The sequence below is a fragment of the Candidatus Peregrinibacteria bacterium genome (assembly GCA_016220175.1).
Classification (GTDB): domain Bacteria; phylum Patescibacteriota; class Gracilibacteria; order CAIRYL01; family CAIRYL01; genus JACRHZ01.
This window is the reverse complement of sequence record JACRHZ010000075.1, coordinates 41,262-63,373: the sequence shown is the minus strand read 5'-3', so window position 1 is coordinate 63,373 and position 22,112 is coordinate 41,262. Positions and strand designations below refer to the sequence as shown.

Genomic DNA, 22,112 nt, shown 5'->3' with positions numbered 1-22,112 from the left:
CAAAGTATCAGAAGAAAAAATCTATGCAGTACAAGAAAAACTCAACGACAGACCAAGAAAATCACTTCGATATCGTACTCCAAATGAAGTCATTTCTGATCTCCTCTAGGGGTGGTGCTTATAATCCTTGAATTTTCCTTATTTACTTTTCATGGGAGCTCCGTAGAATATCATCACTTTCTGTATTACTTTCGAAGACATCGCATGTCCCATGATCCTATCAACAAAGGCTTTGCAGATATTCAAAAGCGCGGAAGCAGAATTGTCGGGGAAGGAATTCATACGCTTCCGGCAGCATCGCTTATGATGGCGGCTGGAGTACTCCAGAAAATTTCTGATCGAAAAAAACAATTTATAACAGTGGTGAATTCGTATACAACACATATTCCCGGACATGCGCATTTGAATGTACTTGGAGAAATTATCGTACAGGAACTGAAACAAAAAGGATACAACGTGTGGTACTGCAATATTGGAGGCGCGGTTGATGATGGAATTGCCATGGGACATTTTGGCATGAAGTATTCTCTTCCTTCACGTGAACTTATTACTGATCAGATTGAAACCATTGTGGGAGCGCATCCGTGCGATGCATGGATTGGCATTGGGAATTGCGACAAAATTGTCCCAGGAATGTTAAATGCAATGGTGAGGCTGAACGTTCCTTCTGTATATGTAAGCGGAGGTCCCATGCTCGCAGGAAAAAATAAATCCGATCTCATCACGGTGTTTGAGGGCGTGGGAAAAAATGCCGCTCATAAAATGAACGAAGATGACCTTACAAAACTCGCATCAGAGGCTTGTCGCACATGTGGAAGTTGCAGCGGCATGTTTACCGCAAATTCTATGAATTGTCTTGCCGAAGCCATCGGACTCGCTCTTCCTGGGAATGGAAGTATTCCCGCGGCGCGTTGGACTGATAGAGAAAAAATGACGTGGGAAGTAAATCCAGAACGCATTGAACTGATCAAAAAAGCTACCGATACGGTGGAATATGTTTTGAAAAATAACATTCGTCCGTGCGATATCGTGACCGAAGCCGCAATTGACAATGCCTTTATTCTCGATCTTGCAATGGGCGGCTCGACAAATACCGTGCTCCATACGCTCGCGCTCGCTCACGAAACTGGAATCAAATATGATTTAAAACGAATTGATGAGCTTTCAAACATAACACCGAATGTTTGCAAAGTTTCGCCTTCCAGACCAGATGTGCATGTAGAAGATGTACATCGAGTCGGAGGAATTCCGGCAATTCTCAAAGCAATATTGAAAGATGGGAGAGCACCACTCAATTTAGATCTCAAAACCTGTGCAGGCTCGCTGCGGGAGATTGTGGAATCTGCGCCAGATGCCGACGAAGATATCATTCGCACCGGGAAAAATGTGTTTTCTGAAAAAGGAGGCCTCGCAATTCTTCATGGCAATATTGCGCCGAATGGAGCAGTCGTAAAAACTGCCGGCGTGGAGCCTGACATGATGGAGTACAGTGGAAAAGCCGTGTGTTATGATTCTGAGGAGGAGGCACTTCGAGCAATTCTGGATGGCAAAGTTTCCGATGGAGATGTCGTGGTGATCAGGTATGAAGGACCCCGAGGCGGTCCGGGGATGCAGGAAATGCTTTCTCCAACGTCTGCACTCAAAGGAAGAGGGATTCGCGCTGCACTCATTACTGATGGAAGATTTTCCGGGGGAACGCGTGGACTCTGCATTGGACATATTTCTCCAGAAGCCGCAGCAAGAGGACCAATTTCGGCAATTCAAGATGGAGACATTATTGAAATTGATGTAGCGGCACGAACGATGAATTTGAAAGTTTCGGAGAAGGACATCGCTCTCCGACTGAAAAAACTTCCGGCGTTTGAAAAAAAGGTGAAAAAAGGATGGCTCGGAAGATATGCGGAGCATGTCCAGAGTGCAGATACAGGAGCAGTGATGGATAATACGTGATCAAAAAAATCATGTCGATATATGTAACTTAAAAAAATATTCCCGAAAGTATTCCTCGAGATTGTTTTTATGTATTAACACAAGAATACATTAAATTTTATTTTTTTGATTGTAAAAAAATAAAATAATAAAATATTTATTATTTTTTCTTATTGATGAAAAATTTTTTCTAATAAAATATTTTTTCTTCTTCTGAAAAACAGAAAATGATTTTCACTAGATTCTTACTTGCATCCCAAGAATTCTAAAAAAATATTTTTGAAATAAATTTTGAAATAAAAAAATATTCTTCTGCACGAAGCGCATCCTGTCCATCTCTTTTTGTTGCTTTGAAAAAAAATGTTGAATACAATCACACACAAGTTGATTCAATTTTAAGGATCAATTTTTTTTATTTTTATCCCCCCACAATATGGCGGCAAAGAAAAAAACGAAGAAGAAAGTAAAGAAAGTAGCAAAAAGGAGGAAGAAAGTGTCAAAAAAGAAAAAATAGTTTTTCTTTTTTTCAGGAACCTACGAAAAAATCACGAAGTGTATTTTTTCGATAAGAAAAAGAAACTCGAAGTTGTTATGATTGTTTTGTGAGTTGTTCACAAAATGTTGTAGTAGTTCGAGTTTTTTTGTTTAAGAAAAATTTTTCAAAATACGTTTGATCTTTTGGTGAAATTGTGTTATTATAAGTTCGATGGAAAAACAAATATACACCATCGTTTTTTATTCTTTTATCCTTTCATTATGAAAAGGAAAAGTTATGCTGGCAAAAAAGCCAGAGTTCTTTCTCGTCGAGGTAAAGTTGCCGCTCGTTCTGTTCGGAGAGCAGCAAAAACATCTCGTGCAGGTCGCGCTGTTGCGAAAAGAGGCCATGCTTCCGCTCGAGGAGTTGCACGACGTGCTACGGCTAGAGTGGCGAAAATTAAGCATAGAGGACCTGCGACGTTCGCAGTTTAATGTCGTTTCCTCAAAAAAAGAAGCGGGCGTCTAATTTTTATTGGACGCCTGTTTCGGCGTGTGTATTTTCCTTTGAAATGTGTTTCGCACTGTTCTTAAGCGCGTAAATATGATATAATGTCTGGAAAAATTCATTACTTTTTGCATGAAACTCCGCCATATCAAAAAACGCGATCTTCGCTTTGCAAAAATGATCGAAAAACACAATTTCGATATTATTGGATATTTTGCTCCTACAAATCTCGAAAAAGCCTGTGATCAGTTTTTGAAAAACCCAAAAAAGGCGCCGTATTTTAAATTTGAGTGTCCATTTTCAAAAACTGAAGTGCAAAGATGGATAACCGAAGTTCAGAACATTCGAGAGCAGATTTTGAGATCCAAAATGGATAAGGCTCTTCTTCTCCTCTACATGCGAGCAATTGATGATATTTTCGATTCATATCATATGCTCCTCGCGTTTCTCAAAAAAGACGACGCTGAGTTTTACCGGTACAGTTCAAAAATTTACGGCAGACCGACAATAGTAGATACCCTCCTCGAAGCGCGACTATTTTCGGATATTCGGCAAAAAATCACTTCGAAAAAGAAAGCTTTTGACGATCTTCCCTACGCGAATGATAAACTCGAACCACTTGATGCAGAAAAATTTACTGCTTTTCTGAAAAAAGCGATGCAGTATTACACCAAAAAATTTGGAATTACCGTGAATATTGAAATCGGCGATGACAATATCATTCCAAATGTCAGCATGGGCGGAGAGGCGATTTACTTTCAAATCCCAAAAAACACCTTGCTCGACCCATTTGAAGCACTTTCCTTATTTTTCCATGAGATTGAAGGTCATGCGCTCAAAAGAGCAAATGCTGTCTTTTCGCCGTACCAAATTCTCGAAGAAGGAACAAAGGGATTTCTCACTCTCGATGAAGGAATTGCAATGTATCGCGAAGTTTCCATGATGAAAAAATTTTTTCATGTTGCGGAAGATTTCGACATGAATATTTCCAATCTCGTTCTTAGCCGAATTGCTAAAGGCGATGATTTTGTAAAAATTTTTGAAGTACTTCGAATGCTACAATTTGAAAAAGAAGACGCTTTTTACTCAGCGAGCAGATTTTTCATGGGAATTCATTCTCCCGGAAATACGAAGGGGTATTCATTTACCAGAGATTATGTGTACGAGTTCGGATACAATCTCGTGTCGGAATATCTCGCGAGCGGTGAAGATATTTGTTGGCTTTATCAAGGTCTTATTGGATTTCCAGAAGTTGATATTTTGAGACTTCTCAATATTCCCGCAACAATTCTCCCCGCAACCGAGCCTCAATATTACGAAAATCTTATCGACTTTCTCGGAATTCCGAGAAAGATGACATATGTAAAAAAACATAGAGGACATCACACCGCTCACGTATTTCAACATAAAAAAAGACGCCATTCATGAAATCTTCTCATTCAAAAAAAGTTCTTTGGCGTTTTTTCTCTTTCCTGAAGCCATATTGGAAACAGGGATGTATTATTGGCGTATTTTCCGTTATCACTCTCGGACTTGATCTGACAACGCCACTTCTTATGGAATATCTCATCGACACCGTTATTTTGGGAGAAAAATATGAGCAGCTCATGTATGTCGTGTTTACCTTCTTTCTCGTGAGCGAACTCCCTTCGGTAGTTTTCTTTCTCCAGCGCAAAGTCAGTGCTATGACTGAGGAAAATATTTCTCGTGATGTAAGGCTAAGGCTCTTTGAAAAGATCGAGCATCTCCCCGTGAAATATCTCCACGAACATCAAACAGGACAATTTGTTTCCAAGCTTACCAACGATGTCGATCAGCTCTACAGTGTGATGTATGAATCTCTTATTGGAATTGTACTCGATATTTTGAAACTCCTGGTGGTGAGCGCAATTCTCCTCTCTATGCACGTGAATATGGCACTTCTCTGCATTCTCCTGCTCCCCTTCTACATTCTTACCACGGAAAAATTCAAGAAAACAATTGATACTCGGTATGAAGCTCTCATGAAAAATTATGACAAAAGCATCGAGAATTATCAAGACGCGCTTGAAAATCTCTATCTCGTCAAATCCTTTGTTCTCGAAACTTTTGAAAAAACAAAAATCGGGCAGATTTTGCAAAAATATATTACATCGGTACTCAAATTTCTCAATGTGTACATTTTTTCTCAAAGCTTGGTGAGCGCAATTAAGAGCGTTACCGTTTTTATTGTATTTGGGTATGGAGGATATCTCGTGATTCACAAACAACTCAGTATCGGAACTTTGGTGGCGTTTAATAGCATCTCCGCAATGCTTTTTATAGCAATTGATAGTCTTTCAAATACCTATCTCGAGATGCAAAAAAGCAAAGTTTCTCTCCGAAGAATTTTTGATATTCTTGATGAAAGAGAGGAGGCATTTCGAACTGAGGAGGGTGTTCAATTTCCCATTAAAAAAGGAGATATCCGATTTGAAAATATTACCTTCTCGTACAGCGAATCAAAAGAAAATGTGCTCGAAAATTTTAGTCTTCACATACGAGCGGGCGAAAAAATTGCTCTTATCGGACCGAGCGGAATGGGGAAATCGACGATCACAAAACTTCTCATGAGGTTTTATGACCCGATCAAGGGGAAAATATTTGTCGATGATATGGACATTAGCAACATTGATATCGCATCACTCAGAGGACAAATCGGAGAAGTTCAGCAGGGACATTTTATTATGAAGGGAACGGTGATGGATAATATCCTTTTTGGAGCGAAGGATGCGTCTCCCGAAAATGCATTTGAAGCGGCCCAAAAAGCGTACGCCCATGATTTTATTATGCGACTTCCGAAAAAATATCACGAAGTTATTTCACAAAATTATGCAAACCTTTCTGGCGGCCAACTTCAACGAATAGCCCTTGCGAGAGCGATTCTCAAAAATCCGCCGCTCCTTATTTTTGATGAAGCGACTTCTGCTCTTGATCCAGAATCAGAACACCTGGTGCTCAAATCTCTTGAGGATTTTACGAAAGACAAAACTACCATTATTATCTCTCACCATCTCGAAACGCTCAAGAAAGCCGATCGTATTATCGTTCTCTTTGAGAAGAAAATTGTAGAGGAGGGCACTTTTGATGCACTTATGAGAAAAAAAGGGAGATTTTATGAAATATTAACGCAAAAAATGACCGAAAAAAGAACTGAAGAGCACCGAAATACGGAAATAACGAATATTCCTGCAATTGAAAAACATTTTTTCTCATCAAAAAAATAAATTTATTTCTATCCTTTTTCCATTTTTTTATGGCACCAATAGTATTTAAGAAGAAAAGAATATCGCGCGCTCCGATAAAACGAAAAGGACGTCATCTTCTCGCTAAAAAACGAAAATCTGGGCGAAAATAAAAAAAAGTTCTCTTCTCCTCTAAAAAATCCTTTTCTCTTCACGTTTCCTGAGCGTTTCTTTTGGACGTCCTGAGAGATTTTTGGCATAGTACATGCGCTTTTTTGTGAGATTATGTCCGAATTTTTAAATCTTCGAAAAGATTTGCTCACTTGGTATAAAAAAAACAAGCGTGATCTTCCATGGCGAAAAACTTCTGATCCATACAAAATTTGGGTATCAGAAATTATGCTTCAACAAACACAAGTCTCTCGAGTTCTCGACTATTACGAACGATTCCTGAAACGTTTTCCAAACATTTACAATCTTGCAAATGCGAATTGGGAAGAATTTCTGCCGTATTGGCAGGGGCTCGGATTTTACTCTCGTGGAAAAAATATGCTGAGGTCTGCAAAAATGCTTGTGGAGAGACATCACGGGAAATTTCCCAAATCAAAGTTACTTCTCATAAACCTCCCAGGTGTTGCCGAATATACTTCTGCTGCAATTCTGAGCTTCGCATTTGGAAAAGCTGTCCCAGCGATCGATACGAATTTACGAAGAGTGTTCCAGCGCGTGTATGGGTGTACGGAAAAAGGAGTGATCCCGAGAGCAAATGCGCTTTTTCTCCATGAAAGCGCGAATCTTATTCGCGCCGATGTCCCGGTAGGCGCGACCGTGCGGTCGCGCTTTCAGCGACAATACGGATCGTCGCCTTCCCATTTGAATCACGCATTTATGGATCTCGGCGCAATGATTTGTAAAAGTCGAACTCCGGAATGTGAAATCTGTCCGCTGCAAAATTATTGTCATTTTTTTCAGAGTGGAAAAAGGGGAGATTTTACAAAAAAACTTCTTTCACTTCCACGGAAAAAGATTCTTTCCGCAAAAATTCCCATGGAAGTCGCCGTAGCCTGTATTCATCAGAATGGAAAATACCTCATCGCGAAACGTCAAAAACGGAAAGGCGGAAGATGGGAATTCCCGGGAGGAAAACGAGAACGAGGAGAAGATTGGAGACATTGCCTCAAACGAGAAATTGAGGAAGAGCTTGGAATTGAAATTTCTGTTCGACCCTATTTTTTTGAAACGGTGTGGGAAGAAAAAGAATTTTTTTGGCGGCTTCGATTTTTTAGATGTCAGATTTTAAAAGGAATTCCAAAATGCATTGAACATGAGAAAATACAGTGGATTTCTCCGAGCGATTTCAAAAAATACACATTCCCTTCGGGGAATGCAAAGGCGATTGAGAGGTTACAGAAAATGAGGATGACATGAAAGCGCGACCGAGCGGTCGCGCCTACAACCGTAAACTCCTCACTGCTTCTTCTCCATTTTTTGCCCCGAACAAATACGATGCTGATACGATCATATTCGCTCCAGCTTCAACAACCTCACGAACTGTTTCATCGTTGATTCCTCCATCAACTTCAATATCCATTTCTGGATATTTTTCTCGAATTTCTCGAATTTTGGGAAGAACTTCTGGCATAAATTTTTGTCCGCTATATCCGGGTTCGACACTCATGATCATGACAAAATCAATGGCATCTAAAAAACTTTCAACTTCTGAGCATGGCGTTTTTGGCTTGAGAACTATTCCTGCCTTCATGCCAAGATTTTGAATTTGCTGAATCAGTGCATTCGAAGAATTTTCTTTTGCTGCTTCGACATGAAAAGAGATCATTTTTGCCCCAGCTTTTTGAAAATCTTCAACATATTCTTCTGGATGTTCCACCATGAGATGCACATCGAAAAGAGTTTTTGTGTGTAAACTTTTAAGAACCGGTGCTCCCATCGTAAGATTTGGAACAAAATGACCATCCATGACGTCAAAGTGAAATCCTTCGACATAGGGTTCAAAACGATCAATTTCACTTTGGAGTTTTCCAAAATCAGCGGAAAGGAGGGAGGGAAATATTTGGAGATTTGGCATAGTTAATTTTAAATTTCGAATTTCAAATTTCAAAATAATTTCTAAATCGTAATTTTTAAACAAAAACCTTCGCAGTCATTTTTCTGATTTTAAAAATTAGAAATTAAACATTAAGATTTATTTAGAAATTTCAAAATTTAAAATTAAAAATTAAAAATTAAAAATTTCTTACTTCATCCACTTCTCATAAAATCCGCACTCTTTTCTCTTCGAATTCCTCACGAGATCAGTATACACGTCTTTGAGAGAGACAATCGCCCAAACAGCATTCAAAATGAGAAATGGAAGGCTCGAAAGGAGGAGAGCATAGCAAACTAAAAGCGCACTCCCGAGAAAATTACAAAAATCATAAATGAAATATTCATTATTCCATATTCGAAACTGGCTGAGGATAAAAGCAATGAGGACAATTGTCGCGCCAGTGGTTCCAATGAGAGTTGTAGAATCCATATAGATAATTTTAGATTTTGAATTTTAGATTTTAGATTAAAAAAAATTTAAAATTTAGAATTTAAAATTCAAAATTTCCCAAATGCACCTCACCTCTTTTCCAAGTCTGCTATTTTCTGAATTCGCACCGCGTGTCTTCCTCCTTCAAATTCAGTTCTAAGCCAGATTTCGACTATTTTCAGCGCTGTTTCCAAACTCATCATCCGCTGCCCCAGTGAAAGGCAATTTGAATCGTTGTGGAGGCGGGCAAGCTTGGCAGATTCTTCGCTCCAGCAAAGCGTACAGCGAACTCCTTTCGCCTTATTCGCGACGATTGCTTCGCCATTTCCAGATCCTCCGAGAACAATGGCTCGCTCTGAATCTCCTTTTGAAATTGACTGCGCAGCTGGGAAAATAAAGTCTGGATAATCGCACGATTCTTCCGAATTCGTTCCAAAATCTTTCACTTCATGCCCTTTTTTTCCAAGAAATTTCTTGATTTCTTCTTTATATTTAAATCCGGCGTGATCTGAGGCAATGGCGATTTTCATAAAATCTCAAAAATCTACAAATATTGTAAGGATCAATGGAAAAAGCGCAATCAAAAAAGGTCTAAAGAATTGGGGGATTTGAATTCTGAAATAATGCTCTGTATGATCTGCCCCAAGTAAAATAGGAAAACTTATGCAAAAACCAGAAGGAGAAAAATCCCTCACATCTTCGGTACAGGAAAAAGCTTTGGAAATATATGACTGGAGCAAGTCGATGCTTGTAAATCTGAAGAATAAAATTCAGGAAGGCAGAGAAAGAGAAGAAAAAAAAACGAAATCTATAGAGATTGTAGGAAATGTCGTTGAGAAATTTTATTCGAATCAGGAAAAAGTTCGAGGAATGAAAACATTTGAAATGCAGATGAATCTATTCACTCTCGGCGCTTTTTTAGAAGTATTTCAATCACTGAAAAAAACCGGGGCCAATATTGAAATTACGGAGGAAGAAATCAAAAAATTGGAACAAGTGTATCAAATTGGAACTTCGGAAGAATTTAAAAATGTTCTTCAAACAGCAGAAAAAATAACAGATGATGATAAAAGGGCGACAGAGCTCATCACATCATCCCCTGTGACAAAAATGAATACTCTTCTTGGAGAAAATCTTTCCCTCATCAATCTCAATAGAAAACTGCAAAAAAGTTTTGAGCGTCAAGGAATATACTTTGACGGATACGGTCATATAGAATTAGAAGGATATCAAGTGCAAATATGGCTTTTTCATCCTATAGAAAAAATAGAAGAGACAACTCTCAAAAATCCTTATGATCTGAAAGCTCTAATTCCAGTAAAAGTTGTAACTCTCGGAAAAATGTTAATTCCTAGTCCTCTTTTTTCCGAAATCGAAGGACAAGAAGGTCCATTCCCACTTTGTGGAACAATAAATAGGCATGATATGAAGATATTTTTATTTCAAGAAGGAATTCAATTTTCGGCTGAAAAAACAAATATCCCCTATGAATCACAAAGAGAACTCGTTTTCGCAAATGAAACTGGAAATATTATTTTTGATGTCATATTTCCTCCAGAGGATTATGAATACATTCGAGATCCACGGACAAGATTAACCATACTTCAACTTAGTGAAGCATATTCGGATTTGACTTCTCTCAAGGCGGCGCTCGCCACTAAAAATCAAAATGTTATTTCCCATGAAATTTCTGAGAAATTATCGAAAACTAATATTGCTCAATATGAATATTCTCGCAATTTTTTTTTCGGAGTATTCTCTAGATCAATAAAGAAGCGCCCTCTTATATTTCAGGATCAACCATCAGATCTCTCGAGTAGTAGCGCTCTCAGTGATTACCTTATTCAAAAATGGATACCATCTCATGATGAAAAGTTTCGCCAAAAATATATTGGATTAATTTTACAAGCATGCGAAAAATATTTGCTCGATTATATCGATAACATGAAGAAGCTTGTGGAACAAAACAAACCTCATGAGACAAAAGGCAATTGAAAAAAATCAAATTTTGCACTTTTTACATTCGAAATTCATGTGACAAATTCACTTCTAAATTCTGAATTGTAAATGTTTTTCGCGTTTCTTTCGATGCATTTTCCCACATCACATATCCCGCCGCTGCAATCATGGCGGCATTGTCGGTAGAATATGACATTTTTTCTGGAATCCGCGTGAGAAGATTTCGTTTCTGTGCTTCTTCGAGAAATCGTTCGCGAAGCCTCTTATTTGCCGAAACTCCGCCAGCGAGATGAACTTCCTTTGCTGAATATGCATCCGCCGCTGAAAATAGTTTTTGGAGAAGTATCTCAACGATTGCTTCTTGATATGACGCAGCGAGATCGGCTTTTTCTGAATCAGAAATTTCATGAAGCCCTCCTCGATTACGAATTTCATAAAACAGCGCTGTTTTGAGACCTGAAAATGAAAAATTGAAATCTCCACTCTGTTTCATTGGTCGTGGAAAATGAATTTTTTGAGCGTCGCCGCCTTCAGCAATTCGAGAAAGATGAGGTCCTCCTGGATAAGGAAGCCCGAGCATTCGAGCTCCTTTATCAAATGCCTCTCCCGCGGCATCATCAATCGTTGATCCGAGTTTTTGAATTTCAGAAAGCCTTTCCCACACGTAAAGATCATTGTGACCTCCAGAAACAGTGAGTGAAATTACCGGAAAATGCGGCAATTCCTTTCGTTCAAGAATATTTGAAAAAAGATGCCCAGCAATATGAAATACGGGAATAAGTGGTTTTTTATAAAGCAGTGCGAGTGTTTTCGCAGCCTCAATTCCGACGAGGAGCGATCCGAGGAGTCCTGGACCATTTGTAACGGCAATGGCATCAATTTCTTCCCACGAAACACGCGCATCGAGAACAGCTTTTTGGAGAATGGGTGCGATTTTTAAAGCGCTATCGCGTGCCGCAATTTCCGGCACAATCCCTTTCGTCTCTTCATGGAGCTTCTCTGATGATCCAATAACGTTTGACAAGACTCCATACCCATCTTTTACGACTGATGCTGCCGTTTCATCGCACGATGTTTCAATGCCAAGAATTTTCATTATCTTCGTAAATAAGCGACGATATTGTACTGGAAATAGAAAAGTGTTCCAAAATTATTTGTCCTCACTCCACATTTCAGACACAATGAGACCAAATTTTTTTCCCCACATGAATCTCTCGCTTCTTCTCAAAAATTTTCCACATGAAAAAACCCTCGAAACACTCCCTCGAGCATACATAAATCATTCCGTACAGTTTAAAAAAATCTGCTCTCCAGAAATGAGAACAAAAGTACTTGAAGAAGTAGGTCTCAATATTTTTTATTTCCCATCAGAAATGGTAACCGGGTGTGATCTCCTCTCCGATTCTGGAGTGACCACAATGACTTCAGAACAATGGGCAGCTCTTCATAAAGGCGACGAAGCGTACGGATCAAATGCTGGATATTTTTTGCTCAGAGACCAAATCCGAGAAACATTTGGTGAAGATTTTTGGCACATAGAGACAGAAGAATCTCCAAATGCATTTTTGTTCCATCAAGGACGAGCTGCAGAAGATGCATTTTTTTCCCATATTGGAAAGCTCGGAGATAACCTCATTATCCCGAGCAATGGGCATTTTGATACAACTGAAGCGAATATCACAGCAAATAAAATTGAACCACAAAACTTGTTTTGTGAAGAATTCAAGGATGAATCATCTTCATCCTACTTTAAGGGGAATATGCATATAGGAAGGCTCCAAAGCCTGCTAGAAACCTCTGCAAACAGAATTCCTCTTGTTTTTCTCACCATTACAAATAACACCGGAGGTGGGCAGCCGGTTTCTCTTCAAAATATTCGCGAAGTTGCAGAGTTACTTCACTCTTATGATATTCCTCTTTTTTTGGATGCGTGCCGGTTTGCAGAAAATGCGTGGTTCATTCAGCAGCACGAAAGCGAGTATCAAGAAAAAAGAATACCAGCGATTGTGAAAGAGATTTTTTCCCATGGAGATGGATTTACGATGAGTTTCAAAAAAGACGGGCTTGTAAATATGGGAGGCGGACTTTTTATAAAGCATGGTGGACTTTTTCATAAGAAATATCCCAAAATGCTCGATGATCTCATGAATTACCAGATCATGAAAGAGGGACATCCAACGTATGGAGGTCTTTCGGGAAGGGATATTATGACGCTCGTGTATGGACTCAAACAAGTGACCGAAGAAGAGTATCTTACTGCTCGCATCAGGCAGGTTCAAAATTTTGGAAAAACCCTCGCGGACGCTGGGGTTCCAGTTTTACAGCCATTCGGTGGACATGCCGTATATATTGACATGAATCGGTTTTTTGCTGGTACAAAAATGACTCCGGGAGATTTTGGAGGAATTTCTTTTACAGCACTTCTTCTTGCCGGGTACGGACATCGAGCATGTGAACTCGGCAATTTTGCATTTGGATCCTATGATTCGGTGTCACAGAAAGAAACATTTCCCGAAGTAAACTTTGTGCGGCTCGCTGTACCACGTTTACGATATGAGGAACAAGATCTCACTGCTGCTGCTCAAGCGATACAAAAACTTTTTGAAAATCGCGATAAAATTCCCCCCGTGGATGTGATTTACGGCAAAGAGCTTTCACTTCGACATTTTAAAGCCCGATTTCGGTTTCGCGCATGAGAAAAGTTTGAATATTTCAAAAATATGAAAATCAGGTAGTAGGACAGCATTCGTAATTCGTAATTCGTAATTCGTAATTCGTAATTGATATTGACATTGCGCTTTTCCTGCCTTTCCCTCACAATAAAGGTACCTTTTTCCCGAAACAATGTGCGGTCTTGTTGGTATTATTAATCGGCAATATCCGGCGAATCAGGATATTTTCGATGCTCTTACTGTTCTCCAACACAGGGGACAAGATGCCGCAGGAATTACCACAATTCAGGGGCGGAATTTTTTCATGCACAAAGGAAATGGTCTTGTGAGAGATGTGATCCGCACAAAAAATATGAAGGATCTCGTTGGAAATGTCGGAATAGGACATGTGCGTTATCCAACTGCAGGCTGTGCTTCTCCACTTGAGGCCCAGCCTTTTTATGTAAATGCTCCGTTTGGAATTTCACTTGGTCATAATGGAAATCTCGTAAATGCAGATGAACTTGCGGAAGAAATTTTTCAAAAAGATCGTCGGCATTTGAACACCACGTCTGATTCAGAAATTCTCCTCAATATTCTCGCGCATGAGCTTCAGCAGTGCAATAAAATCAAACTGAGCGGAGATGATATTTTTGCCGCAGTCACCCGACTCAATAAGAGATGTAGTGGCGCTTATGCGGCTGTCGCTCTTATTGCAGATCACGGCATGATTGCTTTTCGTGATCCATACGCTATTCGGCCGCTTATTTTCGGAAAACGAAAAACACCGTTCGGGACAGAATACATGGTTGCCTCTGAATCGGTTGCTCTGGACAGCCTTGGATTCGAGATAATTCGTGATGTGCTTCCGGGAGAATGCATTTATTTCCCGTTTAATTCAAATGAATACGAATATAAAATATGCGCGGATCACACGGAATATCGTCCGTGTATTTTTGAACTCGTCTATCTCGCGAGACCAGATTCGATTCTTGATAAAATTTCCGTATATAAAGCACGCCTCAGAATGGGAGAAAAACTCGCAAAAAAAATTCTGAAAAAGTTAAAAAATCACGATATTGATGTGGTAATTCCCATTCCAGATTCTGGTCGTACTGCGGCTATCGAAATTGCTCATAAGCTGAACGTGAAATATCGCGAAGGTTTTGTAAAGAATCGGTACATTGGCAGAACTTTCATCATGCCAGGACAAGAAATTCGGCAAAAATCTATTCGACAAAAACTCAATGCTATTTCTCTAGAATTCAAAGATAAGAATGTCCTTCTCGTTGATGACTCAATTGTTCGTGGAAATACATCTAAGAAAATTATTGAGATGGCGAGAAATGCAGGAGCTAAAAAAGTGTATTTTGCTTCCACTGCTCCAGAGGTGAAATATCCGAACGTATACGGCATTGATATGCCGTCACGAAACGAACTTATTGCCCATGGACTTACCGAAGATGAAATTGGGAAATTTATTGGTGCTGATGGACTTTTTTATCAGGATCTCGAAGACTTTATCGCCGCCTGTCATGAGGGAAATCCAAAACTCGATGGATTTGAAACTTCTTGTTTTGATGGAGTATATTGCACGAAAAATGTGAAAGAAGAGTACCTAATTCATATTGAGCAGGTGAGAAATGATGCTACTCGCACTGAACGTGAGCAAAGGGACATGGAAAATCCTGTGTCACTTCTGTAAGGAAGTAGGAATTAGGAAGCAGGAATTAGGAATAATGGATAAGGAAGAGGTGCAACACTCAAGAAATGACATTCGAAAAGTGTCATCTCTATAAAGCCGTATTCCTACTTCCTTATTCCTGCTTCCTTATTCCTACTTCCTAATTCCTACTTCCTAATTCCTACTTCCTAATTCCTAATTCCTGCTTGGAGCTTGTGTTACTCTTGAGAGCAATCAGGTCTGTTTCCAGAACCTTGAGTTTTTCATTTGTTTTTTCGAGAACTTTTCGCACTTCTTCAACTTCGCTGTGTACCCTCAGGGCGTCAATTCCGCGAGCCTTTTCAATAGCTTCAGCAGTTTCTCTCACGGCAAATCCAGGTCCTTCCGTAAAAATTCTTCTCAGAATATTCCCTATTTTAAAAACGAAATTTTTCAGTTTCTGAAAAGTCGATTCGAGAGTAATTTTTCGAACAATAAGATCAGAAACAACTGGTATTTTATAATATCGTCCCGCCTGTGCTTCCAAAAATCCCATAAGTGCACCGGCTACAATGAGAATATTCAAATAATTGAGACCCCAGGGAAGCATGGCGAAAATCACAAAGAAAAATCCGAGATAGAGTGCCTGAAGTGCATGATGCTTTATAAAGTCGCTATCTCTGCGACTTATGAGGAGAATAGGAGCGAAAATAAGGATGTAGGAAAATGCTGCGATATCTTTATTTTTTTCAATATCATCTGGGAGATTTTGAGCAGTGGTATTCGATGGAGATTCCGACATATTCTTGGAAAAAGGTTCTTGCATTTCATATTATTTTACCAGAAATAGCGCAGGAAAGCAAAATTTTCTCGATTCTCTTTCAAAATCATTGGATGAGAATTCGATAGAAGTAAGTTCCCACTACGCTTTTCGTCATTCCGACCGCAGTAATTCAGCTTCAGGAAGATGTGTGATGGGTGAACTTTACGAACGGGAGGAATCTCTTGTCACCAATCTCTGTACACCTTATTCAGTGTATATTTATGGTCAAGTGAGATCCCTCCAAAAAGACACCCTCAGTGTTTCATGAATTCTTCCTAATGTTTCGCGTCTGCAGTCGGGATGACGATTACGAGAGGAAGTCAACAAGCATCTCCATTTCTCCTTATAAAACACAATGGAATCGTTACCAGAAAATTACTGCCCGATCGCCTTTTTCCTCATTGCAAAAAATCTACTTTTGGATACAATCTCAGCAGAGTTTTCCTTATCGAAACGTGATGATTTCCATTTCTCATCTTACCAAAATATATCCAGGAACAAAAACTCCATCAGTTGAGAAAATTTCGCTGAATGTGAAAAAGGGAGAAGTTTTTGGATTTTTGGGACCAAATGGAGCTGGAAAAACGACAACTGTAAAAATGATGATGGGACTCATGCGTCCAACTTCTGGAAAAATTTCGATTCTTGATTCCACTCCTGAAGATTTTCGGGTGAAAACAAAAATTGGATTCCTCCCAGAAAATCCGTATTTTTATCAGTATCTTACAGCAGTGGAATTTCTTGAAATGTGTGCGAATATTTTTGGAATTCCGCGAGTAAAAATTCAGAAAAAAATCGGCGAATCACTTCTGAGTGTTCATCTCAAAAAAGAAGCATGGAATACAAAGATTCGAACATATTCCAAAGGAATGCAACAGCGTCTTGGTCTTGCGCAAGCGCTTATTAACAATCCTGAGCTTGTAGTTCTCGATGAACCGATGGCAGGACTTGATCCTCTTGGGCGAAAAGAAGTAAAAGACATTATTTTGAATCTCAAGAAAAATGGAAAAACCGTATTTTTTAATTCTCACATTCTTTCTGATGTCGAAGATCTCTGCGATCATGCGGCAATTATTGATCGTGGAAAAATTATTCTGGACGATACCGTGAAAGTAATTACCAAAAATTACACCATTCCGCTCGAAGAAGTTTTTGTTTCCATTATTACTCAAAAACGCACATGAATGTCCTTTTTTCTCTGGCAAAAAACGCATTCCGAGAAGCAATTCGAGACCGAATTCTCTCTGTTATTTTTGTTTTTGGATTTCTCTTTCTTCTCGCAGCACCACTTGCTGGAAAACTCGCGGTAGGGCAAGAGCAAAGACTCGTGGCAAATTTTGGCATTTCGATGATTCACCTTTTTGGAATTTTTCTCACCATATTTGTCGGAAGCAGGCTGATTTTCAATGAAATTGATAAAAAAACTATTTTCCTCCTTATTCCAAAACCAATTCCGAGAAGTTCCATTATTCTGGGGAAATTTTTTGGACTTGGCGCCGTACTTTTTTTGACGACCATGCTGATGACGGGAGTGTATTTTTTCCTTGTTCCGTTTTCTTTCGCAATACTTCTCACAGTCGCACTCCTCTATCTCTCTTTTTTGCTTCTCCTTGCACTCGTATTATTTCTTTCATCGTTCATGTCTCCACTCCTTTCTTCCGTAGCGGGAATACTTCTCTTTGTAGTCGGAAATACCACAGCATCTCTGAAAATTCTTTCAGCGCATTTTGGAGGAGAAGTGTTTCAAAAATTTTCCAATGTCATCTATGTCATCATGCCGAATTTTAGCAGTTTGAATTTAAAAAATTATATTTTGTACGATATTCCCTATACGTCTCTTGATATTTTTTACATTGTCCTCACTGCTGTTCTTTTTATCCTCCTCTTCCTTATCTTCGCTATCCTCATATTTTCTCGAAAACAATTTGTGTGAGAAATCGAGATTTTTCTTGATTTCCTTGCGAAAAAATATGCTGATCATTTTTCTCTCATGAAAATATTTCGAACGCTTGTTCTCGTCGTTTTCATAGGAATTTCTTTTCTGGGAATCTGGGAAGGACAAATGAGTCTTTTCCCATTTCATGAAAATCGTTTTTTTTCTGATAAAGCTCCCATTACCGCGTTTAATAGCGGAAAGGAACTGAAATATTTTGCGCTGGGTTTTGATAATTTTTTAGCGGATTTATTTTGGCTGAGAACACTTCAGTATGTGGGAGGAAATGCGCGGCTCAGGGAATTCCCCGCGCTCGAAGGATTTTCTCAAACCATTACTGATCTCGATCCGAAATTTGCATATGTGTATCACTTTGCCGGACTGATGCTTCCTTCAGTACAAAAATATCCTGAAGCTGAAGAAATTTTATTGAAGGGTGAAAAAAATGTTCCGAATGACTGGCAAATTTCTTTTGATCTTGGATTTCTCTCTTTTTATTATCTCGAAGATTACGACAAAGCGATTGCCGCATATGAGCGATGTCTCACAAAATCTGGATGCCTTCGCGGAGCAAAAACACTTATCCCAACACTCGAAGCGCGAAAAGGAAAAGTGGAAATTGCTTTTTGGAACATTATTGAACAATATCAAAATGCCGAATTAGATGAAGAAAAGAACTATTTGCTCGATAAGATAGAAGAAGTGGGAAAGCTTTTTCTTCTTCAAAAAATTACAGTGTATATTCCTCTTGAGTCAAAAGTTTCGGAACTCATCGGTAAAAAAATTCCCAAGGATGAAGAGATCACAAAGCTTATCGACATTTTAGAAAATCAGGTTATCCACAAAGATCTCGTGTCAGATCGGGGGATAATTCTGGAAGAACTCACCAAAAACGTATTTGTGACGAATCCATTTCTTTGGGATGCGGAAAAAAAGGAAGTGCGACCGGAGAAATGGTAAAGTCAATTACGAATTACGATCAAGTTGTCAGTATTTAGTTTTTTTATTCGTAATTCGTAATTTGTAATTCGTAATTGACTTGAATCTTCAGCAAAAAACCAAGAAAATACTCATACATTTTTGTTGAAAACATGACGGAAATAAGCGGTGCTGATATATTACTGCAGAGCATAATACAAGAAGGAGTTCGTCTCGTCTTCGGATATCCAGGAGGCTCGGTGATTCCGCTCTACGATCGACTCGTAAAGTATCCAAAACTTCGACATATTCTTGTTCGTCATGAACAAGCAGCCGCATTTGCGGCAAATGGAGTTGGTCGCGCAACCGGAAAACCGGGAGTATGTTTTGCAACTTCTGGTCCCGGCGCGACAAATCTCGTTACCGGAGTTGCGGATGCAATGCTCGATTCTATTCCGATGATTGCCGTTACTGGGCAAGTGCACTCGCATCTTCTCGGGAGTGATGCATTTCAGGAAACTGATTCCATTGGAATTTTTCTTCCTGTGGTAAAGCACAGCTATTTTGTTTCCGATCCCAAAGATTTGGCAAGAGTGATCAAGGAAGCTTTTTATATCGCGCAAAATGGACGTCCTGGTCCAGTGCATATCGACATCACGAAAGATGCGTTTTTAAAAACAGCGAAATATGAATATCCGAAAAAAGTTTCTCTTCCGGGATTTCCAAAAATTCACAGCGTTTCTTCTTCAGATTTAGAAAAAGCTCGTGATCTCATTCAGGCATCGAAAAAACCAGTGGCAATTGTTGGGCATGGAGTAGTAATTTCTCGCGCTTTTCAGGAACTTAAATCTTTTTTGGAAAAATCTGATATTCCCGCAGTCTGTACACTTCATGGACTCAGCGCACTTCCGAGCGCACATTCAAAAAATCTCGGGCTTCTCGGAATGCACGGAAATGTGTATGCAAATTATGCAGTTCATAATTCCGATCTCGTGATTTCATTAGGATCTCGTTTTGATGATCGTATTACCGGAAGACTCAAAGATTTTGCTCCTGATGCAAAGGTAATTCACTTTGAAATTGATCCTTCTGAAATTGAAAAAAATGTTCGAGTGACGGTCCCTCTCATCGGAGATATTTCCGAAACTTTGAAAAAACTGAATCCACTCCTCAAACAGAAAAAATGCGAATCGTGGTGGAAGGTTATTGATACGTGGAAAGATAAATTCGCAATTGAAAAAGTCCATGCGTGTGAAGACCGAAAATGTTTGAATACGCTGAGAGCGTGCGATGCCCTGAGCATTCTCGCAGAAGAAACGAAGGGAAACGTCCTTTTTGTTCCTGACGTTGGTCAGCACCAAATGTGGGCAGCACAAGTATTTCCCGTAAAAAAAGAAAATTCCCATTTTTATTCTGGAGGTCTTGGCGCCATGGGATTTTCTCTTCCAACAGCGATGGGGATTCAACTCGCGATGCCAGACGAGGAAGTCTGGAGTGTTTCTGGCGATGGCGGATTTCAGATGAATTCACAGGAACTTATCACACTCATTCAAGATAAAATTCCACTGAAAATGATGATTATCAACAATCATTACCTCGGAATGGTGCGTCAGTGGCAGGAACTTTTCCATGATAAAACCTATTCATTCGTCGACATGAAAACCCCAGATTTCGTGAAGCTCGCAGAAGCAAATGAAATTCCGGGATTTCGTGCAAATAATCAAAAAGAAACGCGTGAAGCGATTAAGAAAGCCCGAAAAATCAAAGGTCCAGTACTGATCGAATGTAATGTTTCGCAGGAAGAAAATGTGTTCCCCATGGTCGCAGCGGGAGATTCGCTCGGAGAGACGAGAATTCAATAATCAATTACGAATGAGGATACGTTTAACAAAGTCGACAACTTTTTGTGAGATATGAAAACAGATCAAGTCCTCGTCAAAAATTCTGGGATTGAAGGAAAAGGAGTGTTCGCACATCGTGATTTTAAGAAGGGGGAAATTGTTTTGCATTGGGATACTTCACATACATTGCCAAAAGAAAAAGTGGAAAAAATGTCTAACGAGGAAAAAAAGTACATTTCGTTTTTAGATGGTAAGTATGTGATACTGCAAGAACCTGAAAAGTATGTAAATCATTCATGTGAACCAAACACCACTGCTCAGCATTTTTGTGATGTTGCCATGAGAGATATTCAACAAGGAGAAGAGATTACTGCGGATTACAGCGAAGAATTGCCTCCTAATACTTATATGGAATGTAATTGTGGGAGGAAGAAATGCAGGAAGATTATCCGCAGTTAATTGCCAAAAAAAACAGATTCGAATTTTAATTCTCGCATGCCATACATCGATATATTGGGATACATTGCCGGCATTCTTGTGACTATTTCTTTGATTCCGCAAACAATAAAAAGCTGGAAAACAAAATCCACAAAAGATTTATCTCTTAGTCGGTACACCATTTATACCTCTGGTTTGATGTTGTGGTCAGTTTACGGATTTTTAAAACCGAACTATCCGATAGGAATTATGAGTGTCATAGGATTTTTCCTCGCACTTTCGATATTGCTTTTAAAGATCAGATATAAGTGAATGATTAAAAAGCTAACCCTAAAAAACCAGCAACAAATACTTGATTTCTGCTACAAAAGAGAAAGAGAAAATCTTTTTGTTATCGGTAGTTTTAAAAATGACAAAAAACCATTCTCTATAAACAAATACTACGGATACTTTCAAAGGGGAAGTTTAATAGGACTTGCTACATTTTTTGGAAAATTTGGAAGTTTTGTGATTAACGCCAATAGAATAAAAGTCCTTGAAGCACTTGTTGATTATGGAGTTCGTGAAAAATTAAATATTGGATGTGTTCCTGCATTTAAGAAATATGCAAAGGGAATGATTGAGAGATTTGAGAAAATCCATAAGAAAAAGCCAAAAAAAATAATGAATGATATTGTATTCATTCTCACAAAAAAAACTTTCCGAAATTTTTCAGCGGGGATCGAAGAAAAAGGTTCTAAAAAAGATATTGATGATATTGTTAAATTTGATAGAAAAATTGGTTTTTCAAAAGAAAAAGGGGAAATCAGGTCAAAAGAGAGAAAGAAAATTCTCCATGAACACACATTTTTTATGAAAATGAGAAACAAAATCGTATCAAAGGCGAATCTTCACGGGTATTCAAAAAATTACTTTCAAATAGGCGGTGTGGGAACGTTAGAAGCATTTAGAGGACAAGGACTGGCGAAAAAGGTCGTGAGCAAATTATGCGAATATTATTTTCAAAAGGGAATAAAGTATGGATTGCTTTTCACAGGCAATGATAACATCGCCGCTCAAAAAGTTTACAAAAGTATTGGTTTTAAGCCAATAGATAAATTTGTTATTGCTGAATACAAGTAAAATTTTTACTCCACCACCACAAACTTTCCGCGGAAGCGCGTTTTTAGCGCGGTTCCATTTGTTTGTTTTCCTTTAAAGGTCCAAAGCACGGCAGGATGTTTTGTACTTCGCCAT

21 protein-coding genes are annotated in these 22,112 nt (G+C 39.0%); 16 read left to right on the top strand and 5 right to left on the bottom strand.

The features are described from left to right. The 6 genes from HZA38_06415 to HZA38_06390 form a co-directional block, all read left to right on the top strand. Positions 1-109: IS30 family transposase (locus HZA38_06415; protein MBI5415114.1), on the top strand; the 109-nt coding region annotated here is incomplete at its 5' end. Between the two features lie 95 nt (positions 110-204). Beyond that, positions 205-1,950: a dihydroxy-acid dehydratase gene (ilvD, locus tag HZA38_06410; GenBank protein ID MBI5415113.1), complete on the top strand. Its 1,746-nt coding sequence runs from the start codon at positions 205-207 to the stop codon at positions 1,948-1,950. A gap of 735 nt (positions 1,951-2,685) precedes the next feature. Next, positions 2,686-2,898: a hypothetical protein gene (locus HZA38_06405; GenBank protein MBI5415112.1), complete on the top strand. Its 213-nt coding sequence runs from the start codon at positions 2,686-2,688 to the stop codon at positions 2,896-2,898. A gap of 145 nt (positions 2,899-3,043) precedes the next feature. Continuing rightward, positions 3,044-4,339 (top strand): DUF1704 domain-containing protein, encoded by a 1,296-nt coding sequence (locus HZA38_06400; GenBank protein MBI5415111.1) that lies wholly within the window; start codon positions 3,044-3,046, stop codon positions 4,337-4,339. Continuing rightward, complete coding sequence (locus HZA38_06395) at positions 4,336-6,156, top strand: ABC transporter ATP-binding protein (GenBank protein ID MBI5415110.1); 1,821 nt, start codon at positions 4,336-4,338, stop codon at positions 6,154-6,156. The genes HZA38_06400 and HZA38_06395 overlap by 4 nt, the downstream gene beginning before the upstream one ends. 243 nt (positions 6,157-6,399) lie before the next feature. Then, positions 6,400-7,542 carry an A/G-specific adenine glycosylase gene (locus tag HZA38_06390; GenBank protein ID MBI5415109.1) on the top strand — a complete coding sequence of 381 codons (1,143 nt, stop codon included), beginning with the start codon at positions 6,400-6,402 and terminating at the stop codon, positions 7,540-7,542. Positions 7,543-7,564: 22 nt separating this feature from the next. Here HZA38_06390 and rpe read toward each other — a convergent pair whose 3' ends face one another. The 3 genes from rpe to rpiB form a co-directional block, all read right to left on the bottom strand. Next, positions 7,565-8,200 (bottom strand): ribulose-phosphate 3-epimerase, encoded by a 636-nt coding sequence (rpe, locus tag HZA38_06385; GenBank protein MBI5415108.1) that lies wholly within the window; start codon positions 8,198-8,200, stop codon positions 7,565-7,567. A gap of 168 nt (positions 8,201-8,368) precedes the next feature. Next, entirely contained in the window at positions 8,369-8,650 is a 282-nt protein-coding gene (locus HZA38_06380) for a hypothetical protein (protein MBI5415107.1), read from the bottom strand. Between the two features lie 89 nt (positions 8,651-8,739). After that, positions 8,740-9,180, bottom strand: a complete 441-nt coding sequence (rpiB, locus tag HZA38_06375) for a ribose 5-phosphate isomerase B (GenBank protein MBI5415106.1) — start codon at positions 9,178-9,180, stop codon at positions 8,740-8,742. 133 nt (positions 9,181-9,313) lie between these two features. Here rpiB and HZA38_06370 point away from each other — a divergent pair, with 133 nt between their 5' ends. Next, a complete protein-coding gene (locus tag HZA38_06370) occupies positions 9,314-10,645 on the top strand; it encodes a hypothetical protein (GenBank protein MBI5415105.1) in 1,332 nt (443 codons plus the stop codon). A gap of 22 nt (positions 10,646-10,667) precedes the next feature. Here HZA38_06370 and tsaD read toward each other — a convergent pair whose 3' ends face one another. Next, positions 10,668-11,705, bottom strand: coding sequence for a tRNA (adenosine(37)-N6)-threonylcarbamoyltransferase complex transferase subunit TsaD (gene tsaD / locus HZA38_06365; protein MBI5415104.1), 1,038 nt, complete (start codon positions 11,703-11,705; stop codon positions 10,668-10,670). Between the two features lie 109 nt (positions 11,706-11,814). Here tsaD and HZA38_06360 point away from each other — a divergent pair, with 109 nt between their 5' ends. Further along, on the top strand, positions 11,815-13,305 hold the full coding sequence (locus HZA38_06360) for a tryptophanase (protein MBI5415103.1): 1,491 nt from the start codon (positions 11,815-11,817) through the stop codon (positions 13,303-13,305). A gap of 148 nt (positions 13,306-13,453) precedes the next feature. After that, on the top strand, positions 13,454-14,965 hold the full coding sequence (purF, locus tag HZA38_06355) for an amidophosphoribosyltransferase (GenBank protein MBI5415102.1): 1,512 nt from the start codon (positions 13,454-13,456) through the stop codon (positions 14,963-14,965). 160 nt (positions 14,966-15,125) lie between these two features. On the opposite strand, the gene HZA38_06350 is transcribed toward purF, so the two are convergent. After that, the gene (locus HZA38_06350; protein ID MBI5415101.1) at positions 15,126-15,725 is read right to left on the bottom strand and encodes a hypothetical protein; all 600 of its coding nucleotides are present in this window, start codon (positions 15,723-15,725) and stop codon (positions 15,126-15,128) included. A gap of 476 nt (positions 15,726-16,201) precedes the next feature. Here HZA38_06350 and HZA38_06345 point away from each other — a divergent pair, with 476 nt between their 5' ends. The 7 genes from HZA38_06345 to HZA38_06315 all read left to right on the top strand — a co-directional run bounded on the left by HZA38_06345 (position 16,202) and on the right by HZA38_06315 (position 21,998). Further along, positions 16,202-16,930, top strand: a complete 729-nt coding sequence (locus HZA38_06345; GenBank protein ID MBI5415100.1) for an ABC transporter ATP-binding protein — start codon at positions 16,202-16,204, stop codon at positions 16,928-16,930. Continuing rightward, complete coding sequence (locus HZA38_06340; protein ID MBI5415099.1) at positions 16,927-17,679, top strand: ABC transporter permease; 753 nt, start codon at positions 16,927-16,929, stop codon at positions 17,677-17,679. The genes HZA38_06345 and HZA38_06340 overlap by 4 nt, the downstream gene beginning before the upstream one ends. Positions 17,680-17,736: 57 nt before the next feature. Further along, positions 17,737-18,639 (top strand): hypothetical protein, encoded by a 903-nt coding sequence (locus tag HZA38_06335; protein ID MBI5415098.1) that lies wholly within the window; start codon positions 17,737-17,739, stop codon positions 18,637-18,639. A 131-nt stretch (positions 18,640-18,770) separates the two neighbouring features. After that, complete coding sequence (gene ilvB / locus HZA38_06330; GenBank protein MBI5415097.1) at positions 18,771-20,459, top strand: biosynthetic-type acetolactate synthase large subunit; 1,689 nt, start codon at positions 18,771-18,773, stop codon at positions 20,457-20,459. A gap of 51 nt (positions 20,460-20,510) precedes the next feature. Beyond that, a complete protein-coding gene (locus tag HZA38_06325) occupies positions 20,511-20,897 on the top strand; it encodes an SET domain-containing protein (GenBank protein ID MBI5415096.1) in 387 nt (128 codons plus the stop codon). Positions 20,898-20,933: 36 nt separating this feature from the next. Then, positions 20,934-21,188, top strand: a complete 255-nt coding sequence (locus tag HZA38_06320) for a SemiSWEET transporter (GenBank protein MBI5415095.1) — start codon at positions 20,934-20,936, stop codon at positions 21,186-21,188. After that, positions 21,189-21,998 carry a GNAT family N-acetyltransferase gene (locus HZA38_06315; GenBank protein MBI5415094.1) on the top strand — a complete coding sequence of 270 codons (810 nt, stop codon included), beginning with the start codon at positions 21,189-21,191 and terminating at the stop codon, positions 21,996-21,998. It begins immediately after the preceding gene. Positions 21,999-22,112 lie beyond the last annotated feature (114 nt).

Coding starts and splice junctions, on each gene's coding strand:
- ilvD (MBI5415113.1), top strand. CDS start 205: ATGTCCCATGATCCTATCAACAAAGGCTTTGCAGATATTCAAAAGCGC.
- HZA38_06405 (MBI5415112.1), top strand. CDS start 2,686: ATGAAAAGGAAAAGTTATGCTGGCAAAAAAGCCAGAGTTCTTTCTCGT.
- HZA38_06400 (MBI5415111.1), top strand. CDS start 3,044: ATGAAACTCCGCCATATCAAAAAACGCGATCTTCGCTTTGCAAAAATG.
- HZA38_06395 (MBI5415110.1), top strand. CDS start 4,336: ATGAAATCTTCTCATTCAAAAAAAGTTCTTTGGCGTTTTTTCTCTTTC.
- HZA38_06390 (MBI5415109.1), top strand. CDS start 6,400: ATGTCCGAATTTTTAAATCTTCGAAAAGATTTGCTCACTTGGTATAAA.
- rpe (MBI5415108.1), bottom strand. CDS start 8,200: ATGCCAAATCTCCAAATATTTCCCTCCCTCCTTTCCGCTGATTTTGGA.
- HZA38_06380 (MBI5415107.1), bottom strand. CDS start 8,650: ATGGATTCTACAACTCTCATTGGAACCACTGGCGCGACAATTGTCCTC.
- rpiB (MBI5415106.1), bottom strand. CDS start 9,180: ATGAAAATCGCCATTGCCTCAGATCACGCCGGATTTAAATATAAAGAA.
- HZA38_06370 (MBI5415105.1), top strand. CDS start 9,314: ATGCAAAAACCAGAAGGAGAAAAATCCCTCACATCTTCGGTACAGGAA.
- tsaD (MBI5415104.1), bottom strand. CDS start 11,705: ATGAAAATTCTTGGCATTGAAACATCGTGCGATGAAACGGCAGCATCA.
- HZA38_06360 (MBI5415103.1), top strand. CDS start 11,815: ATGAATCTCTCGCTTCTTCTCAAAAATTTTCCACATGAAAAAACCCTC.
- purF (MBI5415102.1), top strand. CDS start 13,454: ATGTGCGGTCTTGTTGGTATTATTAATCGGCAATATCCGGCGAATCAG.
- HZA38_06350 (MBI5415101.1), bottom strand. CDS start 15,725: ATGTCGGAATCTCCATCGAATACCACTGCTCAAAATCTCCCAGATGAT.
- HZA38_06340 (MBI5415099.1), top strand. CDS start 16,927: ATGAATGTCCTTTTTTCTCTGGCAAAAAACGCATTCCGAGAAGCAATT.
- HZA38_06335 (MBI5415098.1), top strand. CDS start 17,737: ATGAAAATATTTCGAACGCTTGTTCTCGTCGTTTTCATAGGAATTTCT.
- ilvB (MBI5415097.1), top strand. CDS start 18,771: ATGACGGAAATAAGCGGTGCTGATATATTACTGCAGAGCATAATACAA.
- HZA38_06325 (MBI5415096.1), top strand. CDS start 20,511: ATGAAAACAGATCAAGTCCTCGTCAAAAATTCTGGGATTGAAGGAAAA.
- HZA38_06320 (MBI5415095.1), top strand. CDS start 20,934: ATGCCATACATCGATATATTGGGATACATTGCCGGCATTCTTGTGACT.
- HZA38_06315 (MBI5415094.1), top strand. CDS start 21,189: ATGATTAAAAAGCTAACCCTAAAAAACCAGCAACAAATACTTGATTTC.